Source organism: Paenibacillus sp. J22P277 (assembly GCF_059383675.1).
The window spans coordinates 667592-685161 of sequence record NZ_JBXENS010000001.1 but is presented as its reverse complement, the minus strand read 5'-3'; the positions used below and the strand labels follow the sequence as shown (position 1 = coordinate 685161).

At 61.9% G+C, this 17570-nt stretch carries 12 protein-coding genes; 11 read left to right on the top strand and 1 reads right to left on the bottom strand.

What is annotated here, in order from left to right; genetic code table 11:
• Nucleotides 1–140 precede the first annotated feature (140 nt).
• The 8 genes from dnaJ to AC50YL_RS03530 all read left to right on the top strand — a co-directional run bounded on the left by dnaJ (nt 141) and on the right by AC50YL_RS03530 (nt 6578).
• Nucleotides 141–1271, top strand: a complete 1131-nt coding sequence (gene dnaJ / locus AC50YL_RS03565; RefSeq protein ID WP_494829342.1) for a molecular chaperone DnaJ — start codon at nt 141–143, stop codon at nt 1269–1271.
• Between the two features lie 98 nt (nt 1272–1369).
• Complete coding sequence (locus AC50YL_RS03560) at nt 1370–1549, top strand: YfhD family protein (protein WP_494829340.1); 180 nt, start codon at nt 1370–1372, stop codon at nt 1547–1549.
• A gap of 13 nt (nt 1550–1562) precedes the next feature.
• Entirely contained in the window at nt 1563–1754 is a 192-nt protein-coding gene (locus tag AC50YL_RS03555) for a hypothetical protein (protein WP_494829338.1), read from the top strand.
• A gap of 241 nt (nt 1755–1995) precedes the next feature.
• Nucleotides 1996–2979 (top strand): 50S ribosomal protein L11 methyltransferase, encoded by a 984-nt coding sequence (gene prmA / locus AC50YL_RS03550; protein ID WP_494829337.1) that lies wholly within the window; start codon nt 1996–1998, stop codon nt 2977–2979.
• 22 nt (nt 2980–3001) lie between these two features.
• Entirely contained in the window at nt 3002–3709 is a 708-nt protein-coding gene (locus AC50YL_RS03545; protein WP_494829336.1) for a site-2 protease family protein, read from the top strand.
• Nucleotides 3710–3842: 133 nt separating this feature from the next.
• Complete coding sequence (locus AC50YL_RS03540; RefSeq protein ID WP_494829334.1) at nt 3843–4613, top strand: RsmE family RNA methyltransferase; 771 nt, start codon at nt 3843–3845, stop codon at nt 4611–4613.
• Between the two features lie 4 nt (nt 4614–4617).
• Complete coding sequence (mtaB, locus tag AC50YL_RS03535) at nt 4618–6027, top strand: tRNA (N(6)-L-threonylcarbamoyladenosine(37)-C(2))-methylthiotransferase MtaB (RefSeq protein ID WP_494829333.1); 1410 nt, start codon at nt 4618–4620, stop codon at nt 6025–6027.
• A 113-nt stretch (nt 6028–6140) separates the two neighbouring features.
• Nucleotides 6141–6578: an NUDIX hydrolase gene (locus AC50YL_RS03530; protein ID WP_494829332.1), complete on the top strand. Its 438-nt coding sequence runs from the start codon at nt 6141–6143 to the stop codon at nt 6576–6578.
• An 8-nt stretch (nt 6579–6586) separates the two neighbouring features.
• Here AC50YL_RS03530 and AC50YL_RS03525 read toward each other — a convergent pair whose 3' ends face one another.
• Nucleotides 6587–7570, bottom strand: a complete 984-nt coding sequence (locus tag AC50YL_RS03525) for a Na/Pi cotransporter family protein (protein ID WP_494829331.1) — start codon at nt 7568–7570, stop codon at nt 6587–6589.
• 123 nt (nt 7571–7693) lie between these two features.
• On the opposite strand from AC50YL_RS03525, the gene AC50YL_RS03520 reads away from it, so the two are divergent.
• The 3 genes from AC50YL_RS03520 (at nt 7694) to AC50YL_RS03510 (ending at nt 17553) form a co-directional block, all read left to right on the top strand.
• Entirely contained in the window at nt 7694–9130 is a 1437-nt protein-coding gene (locus tag AC50YL_RS03520) for a class I SAM-dependent rRNA methyltransferase (protein ID WP_494829329.1), read from the top strand.
• Nucleotides 9131–9400: 270 nt separating this feature from the next.
• Nucleotides 9401–12976: a helicase-exonuclease AddAB subunit AddB gene (gene addB / locus AC50YL_RS03515; protein WP_494829327.1), complete on the top strand. Its 3576-nt coding sequence runs from the start codon at nt 9401–9403 to the stop codon at nt 12974–12976.
• Complete coding sequence (locus tag AC50YL_RS03510; RefSeq protein ID WP_494829325.1) at nt 12973–17553, top strand: UvrD-helicase domain-containing protein; 4581 nt, start codon at nt 12973–12975, stop codon at nt 17551–17553. Before addB ends, AC50YL_RS03510 begins: the two co-directional genes overlap by 4 nt.
• Nucleotides 17554–17570 lie beyond the last annotated feature (17 nt).

The following is a 17570-nucleotide window of genomic DNA, read 5'->3' as shown; positions in this document are numbered from 1 at the left end:
ATGGATTAACGCATCGTCATAGCTATAAGGTTCAGGGAAGAAACTTGCTGCGCCATGCAAGACGGCGGCAGCCCGTTTCTTCTTATCCGTTTGCAGTCGGAGAGAGAAACCAGCGTAAATAGGAGACGGGGTGACGGATTTTGGCCAATAAGCGGGATTATTACGAGGTGCTCGGCGTTGGGAAAAGCGCGGACGAGGACGAGATCAAGAAGGCGTACCGGAAGATGGCGCGCCAATACCATCCGGACGTGAACAAGGAAGCGGACGCGGAAGCCAAGTTCAAGGAAGTCAAGGAAGCCTATGACGTCCTGAGCGACGGCGGCAAACGCGCGACCTACGACCAATACGGGCATGTCGACCCGAACCAAGGTTTCGGCGGCGGCGGCGGCGGAGCGGACTTCGGCGGCGGCTTCGGCGATATCTTCGATATGTTCTTCGGCGGAGGCGGCGGCCGGCGCGATCCGAACGCGCCGCAGCGCGGCAACGATTTGCAGTATACGATGACGATCGAGTTCAAGGAAGCCGTATTCGGCAAAGAAACCGAGATCACGATCCCCCGCACGGAAAATTGCGATACCTGTTCCGGGTCCGGCGCCAAACCGGGCACGAAGCCGGAAACGTGTACCGTCTGCCGAGGCAGCGGTCAGCAGGAAGTCGTTCAGAATACGCCGTTCGGCCGCATGGTCAATCGCCGCGCGTGCTCGAATTGCAGCGGCACCGGCAAAATCATCAAAGAAAAATGCACGACCTGCCACGGCGCGGGCAAAGTGAAAAAGAACCGCAAGATCAACGTGAAAATTCCTGCGGGCGTCGACGAAGGCGCTCAAATTCGCCTGACCGGCGAAGGCGAGGGCGGGTCGAAGGGCGGACCGTCCGGCGATCTGTACATTGTCATTCGCGTCAAGCCGCATGATTTCTTCGAACGGGAGAACGACGATATTTACTGCGAAGTGCCGCTAACGTTCGCGCAGGCGGCGCTCGGAGACGAGATCGAGATTCCGACGCTCAGCGAGAAGGTCAAGCTGAAGATTCCCGCCGGCACGCAGACGGGCACGTTCTTCCGCTTGAAGGGCAAAGGCGTTCCCCGCCTGCGCGGATACGGTCAAGGCGACCAGCACGTCAAGGTAACGGTCGTGACGCCGACGAACATGAGCGAGGAACAGAAGGAAATGATGCGCCAATTTTCGGGCGTCGGCAGCGGCGGCGAAGTGCAGCAAGAGCACCACGAGACGATTTTCGAGAAGATGAAGAAAGCGTTCCGCGGCGACTGATCCCAAGTCGCGTGGCACCGTTGGGGGCATAAGATCGCGCCCGTTGGTCCATGCTAACCTTCGTGTTTATTCCATTCCAAACGCGAAGGAGCATGATCATGAGCGAAAATAACCTTGAGAAGCAAAATTTCGCCGAACTGCCGATCGGCAAAAACGAAGACGTGGAGTTTTCGGAGGAACAGGCGGACGACGCCGACAAAGTCGCGATGAAACGCGCGGAAGAAGCGGACGCGAGAGCGCAGGCGCACGCTTCGCAGCAAGCGCAGCGTTTGCTGTGAGCACGAGGCTTTCGTGACGACGATTCACGCGATTTTCGAGGACGGGGAACGCGCCAGGGAAGCGCGGCAAAAGCTCCGGTTCCTGCGCGTCGACGGGATCGACGAAGGCGCGGACGGCGCGTCGTGGACCGCGACGGTCGGCGACGAGCTGGTGGAGCGCGCGATCCATCTCGTCCGCCAAACCGGCGGAACGATAGAACTGTAATGACAGGCAAAGCCGGATGTTTCGGTTCCCTTGCGGACCGGATCGTCCGGCCTTTTTTGCGTGTAGCGCGCTTAGGCGCCGAGACCGTCGTCCGGCCGCGGCACGACAGGCCGAATGCCGTCGAAATCCTGACAGGGCCGCGGCGCGTGGCGATTTTGTGCAGATGCGGCTTCTGGTGTAGAATAGACGTCATAGGTTTGCAAGTCGAAATCATAGACGACGATACAGGGGGACCTCGAACGTGAAATGGCATGAATTGACGATCAACACGACGGAAGAAGCGATTGAAATGATCTCCAACTTCCTGCATGAAATGGATGCGGACGGCGTATCCATCGAAGAATCCGGCACGCTAAACAAACCGCGGGACACCTCGCTCGGCCAATGGTATGAGCATCCGCTGAACGACATTCCGGAAGGCCAAGCGGTGATCAAAGGGTATTTCTCCGAGCTGGGCACCGAAGTCGACGCGCTGATCTCGGAGCTGACGCCGAGAATCGAGGAGCTGCGCGAGTTCGACATCGATCCGGGCGATTATACGATCGTGAAAGCGCTCGTCGATGAAGAAGACTGGGCCAACGCCTGGAAGCAATACTTCAAGCCGATCCGCGTCACGGACCGCCTGACGATCAAGCCGACATGGGAAGACTACGCGGCTTCGCCGGGCGAGCGCATTATCGAGCTGGATCCGGGCATGGCGTTCGGAACCGGGACGCATCCGACGACCGCGCTCTGCCTGCGCACGCTGGAGTCGGTCATCAAGGGCGACGAGGAAGTCATCGACGTCGGCACGGGCTCGGGCATCCTGGCCATCGGGGCGATGCTGCTCGGCGCGCGCCGCGTGCTGGCGCTCGATCTCGATCCGATCGCGGTGACGTCGGCCGCGGAGAACAGCCGGCTGAACAATCTCCAGGGCGATATCCAAGTGCATTTGAGCGATCTGCTCGGCGTGCTGAAGAACCAGGAAGACGGCGGGGCAACGGTGCCGCTGAACGTCGCGGTTCCCGTCGATCTGGTCGTGGCCAATATTCTGGCGGAGATCATTCTGCTGTTTCTCGACGACGTATACGCGGCGTTGAAGCCCGGCGGCACCTACATCGCCTCCGGCATTTTCAAGAACAAGGAAGACGCGGTGGAAGCCGGTCTTGAGGCGGCGGGCTTCGCGATCGTGGACCGCCAGCGCGACCAGGATTGGATCGCGTTCGTGGCGAAAAAGCCGGAATAGCGTAAAATTAGGAGGCTGAAGCGTGTCGGACCTGTTATGGTATCCGCTTAAGGATATCCCGTTCATCTTTCTCGTGATCATGCTTGCTTTTACGGTGCACGAATTCGCGCATGCCTACGCCGCATACAAATTCGGCGACCGGACGGCTTACGACGCCGGCCGGGTGACGCTGAACCCGCGCGTGCACGTCGACGTGCTCGGCATGGTGCTTATCCTGATCGCCGGCTTCGGCTGGGCAAGGCCGGTGCCGGTCAACCGGGGGCGCTTCAAGCATCCCCGGTTGATGGGAATCGTCGTGTCGGCGGTCGGGCCGATCAGCAATTTGATCCTGGCCGCGATCGGCGTGCTGGCGGTGCACGTGCTGAACCAGGCCGGACTGCTGGATGCGGGCTCCATCGGCGTACATAGGGCGATCGTCCATTTTCTGTATTATCTCATCACGATTAATATCATGCTCTTCATCTTTAACCTTATCCCGGTTCCGCCGCTCGACGGGTATCGCATCATTCAAGATCTCGTGCCGGTGAACGTCCGGATTCGCATGGATCAAAACGCGCACTGGGGGATATTCGTCTTTCTGCTGATCGTGTTTGTTCCTGCCCTTCGCGCGGAAACGCTGGATCCGTTATTCGCCTATTCCGGGGATATCGTCTCCTGGCTCATCAGCGCATGCGAATTGGTATTCGACAGAGTCGATTGGGCGCAATTCTTCTACGATTCCTCGCGATAGCCCCATGTAGAACTGCTGGAAAAATGCCACGACAGCTGGCGCGGCATGGCTAAAACGTGTATGATGTAGGTTGGAGTTTTCACGCGGAAGGCCGAAACGGCGGCCTGCGACTTGACGGGAAAGGTTCAATGACATGCAGCGATATTTCGTAACGCCGGAACAGATCGAAGGAAGCAGAATCGCGCTATCGGGCGACGATGCTCATCACATAATGCGCGTCATGCGCATGGAGCAAGGCGACGTCATCATCGTCAGCGACGGGATTTCGCGCGTGGCCGAAGCCAGGATCGCGGCGCTCTCGCCGGGCAAAGTGGAAGCGGAAGCCGAGGAGTGGCTGCCCATCGGCGGCGAGCCGCTGTGGTCGGTGACGGTCGCGCAAAGCCTGCCGAAAGGCGACAAGATGGAACTGGTCATCCAGAAGGGAACCGAAATCGGAGCTGCGGCTTTCCTGCCCTTCGAGTCCCAGCGGATGATCGTGCAATACGACGGGAAGAAAGAAGCCAAACGGCTCGAGCGTTGGGGCAAAATCGCCAAGGAAGCCGCCGAGCAGGCGCATCGGAGCATCATTCCGGACATCGAAGCCGTCGCATCGTGGAAGCAGCTGCTTGCGCGGATTTCCGCGTTTGACCTGGCGTTGTTTTGCTACGAGAAGGAGAGCGGCGGCAAGGGCTTGAGGGAAGCCGTGGCGACTCATCGCCATAGCGGCGGCTGGGGCGGCGAAGCACGGCGCCTGCTGCTCGTCGTCGGTCCGGAAGGCGGCTTCACCGAGCGCGAAGCCGAAGAAGCAGAAGAGGCCGGCGCCATCGTCGTCGGCTTGGGCAAGCGAATCTTGCGCACGGAAACCGCTGCGATGGTTGGACTCGCCTGCCTCATGTACGAATCAGGAGAAATGGGAGGCGTTTAACGACATGCCGTCGGTTGCTTTTTATACATTGGGATGCAAGGTGAATTTCTACGACACGGAAGCGGTCTGGCAGCTGTTCAAGAACGAAGGCTACGAACAGGTCGACTTCGAGACCACGACCGCGGACGTATACTTGATCAATACGTGCACGGTGACGAACACGGGAGACAAGAAGAGCCGGCAGATCATTCGCCGCGCCATTCGCCGCAATCCCGACGCGATCATCGCGGTGACGGGCTGCTATGCCCAGACGTCGCCGGCCGAGATCCTCGCGATCGAAGGCGTCGATCTCGTCATCGGCACGCAGGACCGGGACAAGTTGATGGGCTACATCGAAGAGCTGCAAAACGAGCGCAAGCCCGTGAACGCCGTTCGCAACATCATGAAAACGCGCGAGTTCGAGGAACTCGACGTGCCGGATTTCGCGGAACGCACGCGCGCGTTCCTGAAGATTCAGGAAGGCTGCAACAACTTCTGCACTTTCTGCATCATTCCGTGGTCGCGCGGATTGTCCCGCAGCCGCGATCCGCGGAGCGTGCTGGACCAAGCGCGCCAGCTCGTGGCCGCAGGGTATAAAGAAATCGTCCTGACAGGTATTCATACGGGCGGATACGGCGACGATATGGAGAACTACCGCTTGACGGACCTGCTTTGGGACCTGGATGCCATCGAAGGCTTGGAGCGCATTCGGATCAGCTCGATCGAAGCGAGCCAAATCGACGAACGGATGATCGACGTGCTGAACCGTTCGGAAAAAATGTGCCGTCATCTGCATATTCCGCTGCAGGCGGGCGACAACGACGTCCTCAAGCGGATGCGCCGCAAATACACGGTGGAGCAGTTCGCGGAGAAAATCCGCCTGCTGCACGAAGCAATGCCGGGCGTGGCGATCACCACGGACGTCATCGTCGGCTTCCCGGGCGAGACGGAAGAGATGTACCGGAACGGCTTCGAATTCATGGAGAAGCTCGGCTTTGCCGAGATGCACGTCTTCCCGTATTCCAAGCGGACGGGTACGCCCGCCGCGCGGATGGATGACCAGGTGGACGAAGAAGCGAAGAACGAGCGCGTCCACCAGCTGATCGACTTATCCGAGCGGATGCAGCTCAAGTACGCCGAGAAGTACGTCGGCGAAGTGCTGGACGTCATTCCGGAGCGCGCGTTTAACGGAACGTCCGGGGAAGCCCGGGTCATGGGCTACTCCGACAACTATATTCAAGTGGCGTTCGACGGCGCCGAGTCGCTGATCGGCCAACTGTGCCGCGTGAAGATCACGCAAGCGGGCGTCAACGAATGCCAGGGCCAGCTGGTCCGCGTGCTGGAAGAGCATGCGCCGGCAGCGGAGCGTCCGGAATCGGCGTCCCGCGCAGAGGAAGCCAAACGCAAGCCCCTGCCCCAAGCGATGCAGGCATGATGCGATAATAAGAACGCTGCAAGGATTCTGAAGCCGCCCTGCTGACATGGCTGCGAAAGAATCCTTGCTCTACATAACCGAGCCGATTTCGAATGGGCGGAGGGGAGACACAGATGAAGGAAATTTCAGCAGGCGGCGTCGTTTTCCGCCGGGTTAACGGCGAACTGCAAGTACAGCTGATTCAAGATCGTTACGGCAAAATATCGCTGCCCAAAGGCAAAATGGAACCGGGAGAGACCGTGGAGCAAACGGCCCTGCGCGAAATTTCGGAAGAGACCGGAATTCAAGGCGCGATCGTTTCCCCGATCGACCAGATCAAATATCGGTACAGCCATGACGCCAAAGGGATCATCGATAAGGAAGTCCATTATTATCTCGTCGAAGCCATCGGCGGCAAGCTGCAGGCGCAGGTGGAAGAAATCCGCGGCGTGGAGTGGTTCGAACCCGCGGAGGCTTGGCGCAGGCAGAAGCAATCCGGGTACAACAATAACGACCGGATTCTGGGAGGCGCGCTGCGCCTCCTGGGACTGACGTTCATGGACGAGGACTGAGCGCTCCGTCAGTCGGGTTTGAGCGCGCGGAGGCGAGGATGGTAACACAGCGGCAGGGCTAGCAAGGAACATAACACGTTGAACAACGTTTGCGCGTGGGCGACTTGCGCGGCGGGCGAAGCGGCCAACCAGGCCGCGGCCATGCCAAGCTCATGCGTGAACGGGGCAAACAGCGCGGCGCCGCCGACGTTGAGCAGCACATGCGACCAGGCGACGAATTGTCCCGAACGCGTCCCGCCGATCGCGGCAATGACCGCCGTCACGCAGGTGCCGACGTTCGCGCCGAGCACGACGGCAACGCCGACTTCGACCGGCATGACGCCGGATTCCGCCAGCCCCATCACGATGCCGATGACGGCCGCGCCGCTGTGAATGACGGCGGTCAGCACGGCGCCGGCGGCCAAGCCCCAGAAGACGCTGGAGTCGGCGCGGCTTAAGAAAGCGCCGAAGAAAGCCGTCGATTGTACGGCGGGCGCGATCGATTGCATCATGCGAATGCCGACGAGCAGCAGGGCGAAGCCGCCGATTACGACGGCTCCGGTCCTAAGCGGGGCGAGCAGGCGGCCAATTCGGCGGCCGGCCCGGCTTCCTCGGCCGAGTTCCATTTCGCCGAAGAGCGCGGTCAGCAGCCATATTGCGGCCGAGCATCCGAGCAGCGGCAGGCCGTACTTGCCGAGGTTCAAGCCGAGCAGTTCCGTCGTCAGGCAGGTGCCGATATTGGTGCCGAGCACGATGCCGAGCGTCCGCGGAAACGTCAGCAGGCCGGCATTCACCATCCCGATCGACATGACCGTAACGGCTGTGCTGCTCTGCAGGACAGCCGTTGCTGCGGTTCCGGCGAGCAAGCCGTGCAGCGGCGTGGACGTGAACCGCTGGAGGATGCGATGAAGGTTGCGGCCGACGGAACGATGCAGGGCGAGTTCCATCGTCCGCATGCCGGACAGAAACAAGGCGAAGCCGCCGAACATCGGCAGCATGATCGCGAAGAACATGGTCGGTTTATCTCCTTTGCATAGTGCAGGGATATAGAGAAACGGTTATGCGGGTAACGATACATATGCGAACGGCAAGACGGGCATGACAAGCATTTCAGCAGCGAAAGAGGCGTAGAGACGATGGAACGCGCGAAAGCGGTATTGAAGAAGGAACGCAAAAAAAGAACGGAATCCGGCCATCCCTGGATTTTTGCCGGCGAAATCGACCGCATGGAGGGCGAAGGCGGTCCCGGCGGTCTGGTGGACGTCGTAAATCACCAGGGCCGATACCTGGCAACGGGCTATTGGAATCCGGCATCCCAGATTACGATTCGGGTCATCGGCCATCAGCCGGTGGAGGCGATGGACGAAGCCTTTTTCGCCGAGCGCCTGCTGCAATGCAAGCAGCACCGCATCCGGTTCGTGAACGGCAGCGATTGCCGGCTCGTATATGGCGAAGCGGATTTTCTGCCTGGGCTTATCGTCGACCGGTTCGGCGAAGTGCTCGTCGTCCAGCTGCTGACGCTCGGCATGGAGGCGCGCAGGGAGGCGCTCGTCGCGGCGCTGGTTGCCGTGTTCGAGCCGAAGGGCATCTATGAACGAAGCGACGTTTCCGTGCGCGCATTGGAAGGTTTGGAGGAACGCACGGGCATCCTTTACGGAGAATGTCCGCGGATCGTGGAAATCGTGGAAAACGGCTTGAAACTCGAGGTCGATATCGTGGAAGGCCAGAAGACGGGCTACTTTTTCGATCAGCGCGAGAACCGCGCGTCGATCGCCCCGCTTATGACGGGCTGGGGAGGACGAAGCGGAATTCGCCTTGCGGAGCAGCCGTTCGACGAGAATGCCGCCGAAGCCGACGATACCGGCACGATTGCCGAACTGAAGGAACCTCGGCTCGTCCCGGTCAACGCCAACGGCAAGGTCGTGACGTTCCCGTACTGGGACGGTGCGACCGTGCTGGAATGCTTCGCCCATACGGGCAGCTTCACGCTCCATGCCTGCAAGTACGGCGCCAAGAAAGTGACGTGCCTGGACGTCTCCGCCCATGCCGTCGAGACGGCGCAGCGCAACGTCGCGCGCAACGGATTTACCGACCGCGTCGAATTCGTGGTCGCGGATGCCTTCGAGTATTTGCGCGGACAAGTGAAGGGCATCGAAGAACGGATGGAGCGCGGCAAGGCTGCCGTCGCCAATGCCAACGCCAAAGGGCCGAAGCTCGATACGTCGAAGCCGCTAAGCGGCGAGGCGGGCCGCAAATGGGATGTCGTCATTCTGGATCCGCCGGCGTTCGCCAAGTCCAAGCATGCCATCGAAGGCGCGGTCAGAGGCTACAAGGACATCAACCTGCACGGCATGAAGCTGGTTAACGAAGGCGGCTATCTCGTGACGGCCAGCTGTTCGTACCATATGCGGCCTGAGCTGTTCCTGGAGACGATCCAGGCGGCGGCGGTCGATGCCGGCAAGACGCTGCGGCTGATCGAATGGCGGGCGGCGGGCAAGGATCATCCGCAGATTCTCGGCGTGAACGAAGGGCATTATTTGAAATTCGGCATTTTCGAGGTGCGCGGCAAATAGAGCTGCGGGACTCCGGCAGCCTGGCGGCCGGGATAGGTAATTTGCGGCTGAGGGCGGTTCTTCGGAACCGCTCTTTTTTGCGCTTGTACGGGTGGGAAAAGGGCAGCCATGCGGGAGGAGAAGGATTTACCTGTGGCGGCATCGAACAAACATTCGCGTTTTCGGGTGAACAGATCGCATCCGGTATGCTAGAATAGAAGAATCGAGTAGAAGAATCGAACGTAAGAACCCAATAGAAGAATCGAATACGCGAAAAGAAGAGGTGGGCGCATGGCGCTTCGTTTTGTTATCGGCCGCTCGGGGGCGGGGAAAACCCATCATTGCCTGTCGGCCATCACGAACCGGATCCTGGAGCAGCCGGACGGCGCTCCGCTGATCATGCTGGTGCCGGAGCAGGCGACCTTCCAGACGGAATACGCGCTGCTCGGCAGGCCGGAATCGCCGCTGAAAGGAACGATCCGGGCGCAGGCGCTCAGCTTCCGGCGGCTTTCCTTCCGGGTCATGCAGGAGACCGGGGGAACGGCGCTGACGCCGATCAGCGAGAACGGCAAAAACATGCTGCTGTACAAAATCGTCTCCCGCTTGAACAAGGAGCTGCAATTGTTTCAGGGCAGCGAAAGCCAGCACGGGTTCATCGAACGGCTGGGCGAGCTGATGACGGAGTGGAAGCGGTACGGGATCGACGCCGAGGCGCTGCGGGCGTTCGGGGAACATTACATAGCCAGTACGCGGAGCTCGCTGCTCGGGCGGAAGCTCGGCGATCTGCAGCTCATTTCGAACCGGCTCGAGCAAGAGCTTGCCGGCCTATACATAGACGCGGAGGATTATTTGGCTTGGTTGGTGAAAGGGTTCCATGAGGCGCCTTCCATGCGCGATTGCGAGATTTGGGTCGACGGCTTCCACGGCTTCACCCCGAAGGAACTCGAAGCGCTCGAAGCGCTTATGAAGCATGCCAAGAACATGACCGTGACCCTTTGCTTGGACAAGCATTACGGAAACGGGGAGATGCCGCATGAGCTGGACCTGTTCCGGCCGACGGCCGAGACCTTCTTGAAGCTTCGCGATCTCGCGGCGAACAACGGCATGGATATCGAGGAGCCCCTCCTTCTGGGGGGAACTCCCTATCGGTTCCTGGACAGTCCAATGATTGCCCACGTCGAACGGCAATACGGCCATGCCGGACGGAAGCCGCTGCGGTTGTCGGCCGGCGAGCTCGCGGAAGGCGCGATCTCGCTGCACGCGGCTTCCGGCAGAAGGGCGGAAGTAGAAGCCGCCGCCCGTGACATCGTGCGCAGGGTCCGGGACGAGGGCTTGCGTTACCGCGATTTGGCCGTCATGGTCCGCAACGCGCCGGATTACAACGATTACATCAAGGCGATCTTCGCGGATTACGGCATTCCGTTCTTCCTGGACCAGAAGAACGCCGCGCTGCATCACCCGCTCGTCGAGTTTATCCGTTCCGCGCTCGAGATCGCATCATTCGGCTGGCGGTTCGAGGCGGTGTTCCGCTGCATCAAGACGGAGCTGCTCATTCCGGACGACGGCAGCGTCACGAGGGAAACGTTCGACTTGCTGGAGAATTACGCGCTGGCAACGGGCATGAACGGCAACAAGTGGCTGTCGCTCAGTCAATGGAAACCGCTTATGCGCGATACGCTGGACGGCGATCCCGTGCAGGCGGGCGAACGGGAGCTCCGCGAATTCGAAGCGATCATGGACGCGCGCGAAGCCGTTGTCCCCGTACTGAAGAAATTCATCCGCGAGCTGAAGAAGGCGGCGGACGTCCGGGGCATGTGCGAGGCGGTGTACCGGCTGCTGATGGCGGTCGACGCTCCCGATAGGCTGGAACGATGGAGCCGCAAGGAGAGTGCCGCGGGCAATGCGCTGCGGGCGCGGGAACATCGCCAGTTATGGGAAGGCGTCATGGATTTGCTGGACCAGCTGACGGAGATGACCGGTTCGGAGGCCGTCCCGATCGAGTTGTTCGCGGGCATGGCGGAGACGGGCCTCGAGAGCCTGAAGCTGGCGTCGGTGCCCCCTTCGCTCGATCAAGTGCTGATCGGCAGCATGGACCGGACGCGCTCGGGCAATATTCACGTCTGCTATCTGCTCGGCGCCAGCGACGGCGTCATGCCGCAGCGGATGCAGGAGGACGGCGTGCTGACGGAGCAGGAGCGCGAAACGATGGAAAGCGGCGGTCTCGTCATGGCGCCGGGCGTCCGCAGGAAGCTGCTCGACGAGCGGTTCATGATCTACAACGCGCTCACCACGCCGAGCCGGCATCTCTGGATCAGTTGGCCGCTTGCGGACGAAGAAGGCAAGAGTCTGCTGCCTTCCGAGGTTATCCGGCACGTAAAGGGGCTGTTTCCGGGCCTCGAGGAAGCGGGAGCCGCCGTCGAACCTGCATCGGGCATGCCGGAAGCGGAGCAGCAGTCGTTCATGGCGCATCCCGAGCGGACGCTGTCCTATCTGATTACGCAGCTGCGGGCATGGCGGCACGGAACGGCGATCTCTCCCATCTGGTGGGAGACCTACAATTGGTACGCGGTCAGGCCGGACTGGCAGCACAAGCTGGGGCGCCTGGTCGGTTCGCTGCAATATTCGAACGAGGAGCCTTCGCTTTCCCGCGAGACGGCGGACATGCTTTACGGTAAGCTGCTGCGGGGCAGCGTCTCCCGGATGGAACGGTTCGTCTCCTGTCCGTTCCAGCATTTCGCCATACACGGGCTGCGGCTGCGCGAACGGGCGCAGTACAAGCTGGCCGCGCCGGACATCGGACAGCTCTTCCACGCCGCGCTCAGCCGCCTGACGGAAACGCTCGGCGACCGGTGGGGCTCGCTGAGCGCGGAGGAGCTGCGCGAGCATTGCTCGGCGATCGTCGGCGAGCTGGCGACGCGGCTGCAGTCGCAAATCCTTTTCAGCAGCAGCCGCCATCAATACGTGGCGCGCAAGCTGACGGATATCGTCGGCCAAGCGGCCGTCATTCTCGGCGAGCATGCGCGACGGGCGGCGTTCCGACCGGTGGGGCTGGAGATCGGCTTCGGACCGGACGGTCCGCTGCCGCCCGTGACGATTCCGCTCGCGGATGGCAGAACGCTTGAGATGGCCGGCAGGATCGACCGCGTCGACGCGGCGCAGACGACGGACGGGCTGCTGCTGCGCGTCATCGACTACAAGTCGAGCGCCAAGCAGCTTCGCCTCGAGGAAGTGGCGTACGGCATGGCGCTTCAGATGCTGACGTATCTGGACGTGCTGCTGACGCATGCGCCGGAGTGGTTGGGGCAGCCGGCGAAAGCGGCCGGCGCGCTGTATTTCCACGTGCACAATCCGATGCTCTCTTCGTCGAACGGCTTGCCGCCGGCGAAAGCGCGGGCGGAAATGCTGAAGCGGTTCAAGCTGAAGGGCCTCGTGCTGGCCGACGAAGAAACGGTCAAATTGATGGACAATGCGCTGACGACGGGCTATTCCGATCTGCTGCCGCTCGCGCTTAAGCGGGACGGCGGGTTCTACAGCAGCTCGTCCGTCGTATCGGACGGCCAATGGGACACGCTGCGCCGATCCGTGCGCGGCACCTTGCGCCGCATCGGCGACCGGATCGCCGGAGGAGACGTGTCGATCTCGCCTTACAGGCTGGGCGGCAAGACGCCGTGCCAATTTTGCGATTACAAGCCGGTCTGCCAGTTCGACCCCCTCATCGAAGGCAACGAATACAACAAGCTGCAGAAGACGGGCAAAGACGAGGTGTGGCAGCTGCTAGCTTCCGCGGAAGACGATGCGGCAGACGACGCGGAACCCGCGGATCGCGCGAGCGCTGCGGAACGTTCAGGAGAGGAGGAGGAAGCATGACGGCAACGAACGAGCATCGGGTACCGCCCAAGCCGGCCGGGAGCACATGGACGGACGACCAATGGCGGGCCATCGTGACGGAAGGAAGCAACATTCTCGTAGCCGCCGCGGCGGGCTCCGGCAAAACGGCCGTTCTCGTCGAACGGATCATTCGCAAGATCGCGAACGATACGGACGTCGACCGGCTGCTAGTCGCTACGTTCACGAAAGCGGCGGCCGCGGAAATGAAAGAGCGCATCCGGATCGCGCTGGAGAAGGAGCTGGACAAGAAGCCGGACTCCGATCATCTGCGCAGGCAGCTCGCGCTCATGGGGAGGGCGTCGATCACGACGCTTCATTCCTTCTGCCTGGACGTTATCCGCCGGTATTATTCGTTGATCGGCCTTGATCCGGGGTTTCGGATCGCCAACGAGACGGAAGCGGAGCTGCTCCGCATGGACGTGCTGGACGCGTTGTTCGAAGAGCGGTACGCCGGTCCGGACAACGAAGACGAGCACGGTCGTGGAGCAGATGCGGCTTTCCTGGCGCTGGCCGACCGTTTCGGAGGCGAGCGGGGAGACGAGCCGCTCTATGCGCTCGTGCTCAAACTGTACGATTTCGCCCAGAGCCATCCTTGGCCGAAAGCATGGCTGCGGCAAACGGCCGCGTCGTTCCGCGTGCGGGATGCCGCGGAGCTCGGACGCACCGAATGGGTCAGCAGTTTGGGGGATGCCGTGGCGTTGACGCTTCAGGGCGCGGAGAGCCTGCTGGAACTGGCGCTCGACGTCGCGCGCATGCCTGCGGGACCGGATGCGTACGGCGAGACGCTCCAGGATGATCTGGCGCTCGTCCGAACCTTGATCTCCAAGGTGGCTAGCTTGCCATGGGAAGCGTGGCACGAGGGGTTCTCGGCGGCAAGCTTCGGCAAGCTGAAGAGCCAGCGCGGCGACGCGTGCGACAAAGGGCTGCAGGAGAGGGCGAAGGAGCTGCGCGAGCGGGCGAAGGACATGATCGGCGGCTTGAACGACGAGCTGTTCGTGAGGACGCCGGATGAATTCGTCGCGGAGCTGCGGGAATCGGCCCCGTACATGGCGACGCTGGCGGAGCTCGTGGAGCAGTTCGGCGACCGGTTCGAGAGGGCCAAGCTCGAGAAGGGCTTGATCGATTTCGGCGACATGGAGCATTACTGCCTGCGCATTTTGCGGGACGGCACGTCCACGCCGGAACGGATGGTGCCGTCGCCCGCGGCGCTGGAATACCAGCAGCAGTTTCAGGAGGTCTTGCTCGACGAATACCAGGACACGAACATGGTCCAGGAAGCGATCGTCTCGCTCATCAGCCGTTCCGGCAGAGGAAACCGGTTCATGGTCGGCGACGTGAAGCAGAGCATCTACCGGTTCCGTTTGGCCGAGCCGGGACTGTTTCTGCGCAAATACAAATCGTACCGTTCGGCGTCGGGGATGACGGAGCAAGCGGCCGACTTTGCCGCCGAAGCCGCTGCCGCGTCGGAACGGCGACTCGGAGATGCCGGGGAAGCGGGTACGCTGGAAGCCGAATGGTTCGGAGATGCCGGGGAAGCAAGTACGCCGGAAGCCGAGCGACTCAGAGAAACGGGTCAACTACGGGCGTCGGAGGCGACAAGCGTTGAAGCAGCGACAGCCGCCGGAGAAGCAGCTTCCGCCGGGATGGAGTTGATAGCCGCCTCCGAGCTGGAGTACGGCGTGCGCATCGATTTGGCGCGCAATTTCCGCAGCCGGCAGGAGGTCGTGGACGGCGTCAACGAAGTGTTCAGGGCCATCATGCGCGAGAAAGCAGCGGAGATGGACTACGATGCGCGCGCCGAGCTCGTATGCGGCGCTTCTTACCCGGCCGCGGACGACGGCGGATCGCCGAGGCGGTATGCCGTGGAGTTTGCCGTGCTCGACCGCGGGAAAGGCGACGACGGGGAAGAGCGGAGCGAATCCGCCGACGACCCGACGTTCGCCGAGGGCGGAGATTCGCCGGCGGACAGCGCGGAGGAGCTGCAGACCGTGCAGTTGGAAGCACGCTGGATCGCGGGCCAGATCCTTCGTCTGAAGGGCGCTGCCGCGGCCGACGGATTGGCCGAGGAGCCGTTCCTCGTATACGACGGCAAGAAAGGCCGCAAGCGGCCGCTCGCATGGCGGGATATCGTCATCCTGCTGCGGGCGGACAAGCAATGGGCGCCGGTCATCATCGAAGAGCTGCAGCAGCAGGGCATACCGGCATACGCGGAATTGAGCACCGGGTATTTCGAGGCGACCGAAGTCGAGACGATGCTCTCGCTGCTGCGCGTCATCGATAATCCGTATCAGGACATTCCGCTTGCGGGCGCGCTGCGCTCGCCGATCGTCGGCTTGTCCGGGGAGGAGCTGGCCTTGATCCGCATCGCCGGAGGACGGGTGCCGTATTTTGAAGCGGCTCGAATAGCCTCGGGCAATCTCTCGGTTTCGGGAGACACGAGAGCCAAGCTGAACCGGTTCCTCGATTCGCTCGAAGCATGGCGCAACGAGGCTCGGCAGGGCTCGCTGGCGGACCTGCTGTGGCGCATTTACCGCGAGACGGGGTATTACGACCTGGTCGGCGGCATGACCGGGGGCTTGCAGCGGCAGGCCAATCTGCGCGCGCTGCACGACCGCACGCGTCAATACGAGGCGACCACGCTGCGCGGGTTATTCCGCTTTCTCCGGTTCATCGACCGGATGCGGGAGAGCGGCGGCGATCTCGGAACCGCCAGGGCGCTGGGCGAGCAGGAGGACGTCGTGCGCATCATGTCCATTCATAAGAGCAAAGGGCTGGAATTCCCGGTCGTGTTCGCGGCCGGCCTCGGCAAGTCGTTCAACCGGAGGGACCTGCACAGTCCCTTCCTCATGCATAAGCAGCTCGGCTTCGGTCCGCGCTTCGTCGATACGGAGCTGCGGGTCGCCTATCCGACGCTGCCGTACCTCGCGATCCGTCAGCGCCTCGGCATGGAATCGCTGGCGGAAGAGATGCGGATTCTATACGTCGCCTTGACCCGGCCGAAGGAAAAAATGTTCCTCGTCGGCACGGTCGGCGATGCCGCCAAGCAGCTGCAGCGCTGGCAGTCCGCGCTCGATGCGCACGGACGGCTCCCGGATTTCCGGATCGCGGGCGCCGGCCGCTTCCTCGACTGGCTCGGCCCGCTCGCGATGGGCGCGGGGATTCCCGTCTCCGTCGAAAGCGGGGTTCAAGCGGAGCTTGCGCCGGACGAAAACGCGACGATAACGGGCGAGACGCCGCCAGCGCCGTCGGGGAGCGGAATGGAGGACGGCACCGAGGGCGCCGTCATCGCGCAAACCGAGAATGGCGAGCACCGCACGGAGCCCGAGCGATCCAATGACGCGATGATGCCCATAATGACGGCGGACGAAGGCAACGTCGTTCCTTTCGGAAATTGGCGGACCGCGGTCGTCCCTGCATCCGTGCTAGGCATGGAAGCGGCGGCCGGCTCGGAAACGGACGAGGCCGCAAGGGCCGCCTTCATGGATCGCATGACCGCCGTGCAGCAGCTGGCGTTGATCGAGGATGGAGGGGATCCTGCCGCGGCGGCCGAAATCGACCGGCGGCTCAGCTGGCGGTATCCGTTCGCCGAAGCGGCGCTGACCGCCGCCAAAACGTCAGTGACGGAAATGAAGCGGCTCCATGCGGAAATCGGCCAGGATGAAGACGCGTTCATGCTGCCGGAGGCGGCAGGCGAGGATGGTTCGTCAGGCGTGACGGATGGTCTTGTTGCGCAGGCGCAGGAAGACTGGTCTGATTCCAGCCTGGACCAAGCCGTGGATCGGGTTATTGGAGTCGTTCCGGCAGATATGGAGACTGGAGCGACGCTTGAACAGGTGAGCTTTGATTTCGGCGATCTCGAGCCGTTAGAACCGAGCGACGCGAAGCAGCGGGTCAGCGAACAGCGCGATGCGCGGGAATCCGTTCAGGACGAGCCTCATAAAGATCAAGCTGCCCCCGCCCGCGTCCCGAACGGCGGGGAGTATACGTTCCGCCTGCGGCGCCCGCGGTTCTTGGAAGAAGCCGCGCTTACGCCCGCGGAACGGGGAACGGTTAGCCATCTCGTGATGCAGCATATTCCGTTGGACGGGGAGGGCGACGTGACGGAGGAGACGGTAACCCGCACAATCTCCGGCCTGGTGGAGCGGAGGATGCTCACTAGGCAGCAGGCAGATGCCGTGGACGTTGCGGGAACGGCTTCCTTTTTCGCGCAAGAGATCGGCCGAAGGCTGCTCGCGGCCCCCTGGATCCGGCGTGAAACGCCGTTCAGCTGCACGCTTCCGGCCGGACGCGTCTATCCGGCTCTTTCATCCGGCGTAGGCGCCGAACCGATCCTGATCCAAGGGGTCATCGACTGTTTGTTCGAGGATGAACGCGGACTGGTGCTGCTGGATTACAAGACGGACCGCGTCCGCATGGGACGGTGGAAAGAGGCGGCCGAGCGCCACCGTTTCCAATTGTCGCTGTACGCGGAGGCGATCGCGTCGATCATCGGACGGAAAGTCGACGAGTGTTACGTGTATTTCCTGGACGGCGGCAAAGCCGTCAAATTGTTTTAGACCAAAGGACGGGGGAA

Excerpts from the sequence above, each read along its gene's own strand:
- mtaB (WP_494829333.1), top strand. The coding sequence starts at position 4,618 with ATGCCGTCGGTTGCTTTTTATACATTGGGATGCAAGGTGAATTTCTAC.
- addB (WP_494829327.1), top strand. The coding sequence starts at position 9,401 with ATGGCGCTTCGTTTTGTTATCGGCCGCTCGGGGGCGGGGAAAACCCAT.
- AC50YL_RS03510 (WP_494829325.1), top strand. The coding sequence starts at position 12,973 with ATGACGGCAACGAACGAGCATCGGGTACCGCCCAAGCCGGCCGGGAGC.
- AC50YL_RS03525 (WP_494829331.1), bottom strand. The coding sequence starts at position 7,570 with ATGTTCTTCGCGATCATGCTGCCGATGTTCGGCGGCTTCGCCTTGTTT.
- AC50YL_RS03530 (WP_494829332.1), top strand. The coding sequence starts at position 6,141 with ATGAAGGAAATTTCAGCAGGCGGCGTCGTTTTCCGCCGGGTTAACGGC.
- AC50YL_RS03560 (WP_494829340.1), top strand. The coding sequence starts at position 1,370 with ATGAGCGAAAATAACCTTGAGAAGCAAAATTTCGCCGAACTGCCGATC.
- AC50YL_RS03540 (WP_494829334.1), top strand. The coding sequence starts at position 3,843 with ATGCAGCGATATTTCGTAACGCCGGAACAGATCGAAGGAAGCAGAATC.
- AC50YL_RS03520 (WP_494829329.1), top strand. The coding sequence starts at position 7,694 with ATGGAACGCGCGAAAGCGGTATTGAAGAAGGAACGCAAAAAAAGAACG.